The sequence below is a fragment of the Paraburkholderia piptadeniae genome, from assembly GCF_900007165.1.
Lineage (GTDB): Bacteria > Pseudomonadota > Gammaproteobacteria > Burkholderiales > Burkholderiaceae > Paraburkholderia > Paraburkholderia piptadeniae.
In genome coordinates, this window is record NZ_CYGY02000184.1 from 1 (window position 1) to 667 (window position 667).

The window sequence follows — 667 nt, forward strand, 5'->3', positions numbered from 1 at the left end:
CCGTGTTGATCGTGATGCCGCGCGCCTTTTCTTCCGGCGCCGCGTCGATCTGGTCGTAGGCCTTTGCTTCGCCGCCGAACTTGGCGGTCAGCACCGTCGTGATTGCTGCCGTCAACGTGGTCTTGCCGTGGTCAACGTGACCGATCGTGCCGACGTTCACGTGCGGCTTGGTCCGCTCAAACTTACCTTTGGCCATTTTCGACTCCTAAGAGGATTTTTCCGTACGTTGCGCCAGGCGCAAACAATCACTTGGTACTGGCTGGTGCCCATGGGCAGGATCGAACTGCCGACCTCTCCCTTACCAAGGGAGTGCTCTACCACTGAGCCACATGGGCGCTACATCTACTTTGCCTGCTGGAGCGGGTGAAGGGAATCGAACCCTCGTCGTAAGCTTGGAAGGCTTCTGCTCTACCATTGAGCTACACCCGCAAGGATCTGTCGATTCCCAACAAACGCTTTACAGCCTTGAAATCTGGTGGAGGAGGTTGGATTCGAACCAACGTAGGCGTAAGCCAACAGATTTACAGTCTGCCCCCTTTAGCCACTCGGGCACCCCTCCGCAGAGAACTAATGATTATGGGGGAGCGATAAGGTCTTGTCAAGCACCGCTTGATCGCGCTGAACCCATAGGCTCTCACTTATAGTAGAGCCACAAACGCCACGGCCC

General features: G+C 56.4%; 1 protein-coding gene and 3 tRNA genes. All 4 read right to left on the reverse strand.

From position 1 onward, the window contains the following. Nucleotides 1–196, reverse strand: a 196-nt coding sequence (locus tag BN2476_RS44200; protein ID WP_235851138.1) for a GTP-binding protein, incomplete at its 3' end; no start/stop codon positions are given. 64 nt (nucleotides 197–260) lie between these two features. Further along, nucleotides 261–335: transfer RNA gene (locus BN2476_RS44205), tRNA-Thr, on the reverse strand. Between the two features lie 20 nt (nucleotides 336–355). After that, a tRNA-Gly gene (locus BN2476_RS44210) sits at nucleotides 356–429 on the reverse strand. 44 nt (nucleotides 430–473) lie between these two features. Next, nucleotides 474–559 (reverse strand) — tRNA-Tyr (locus BN2476_RS44215). Nucleotides 560–667: the final 108 nt, after the last annotated feature.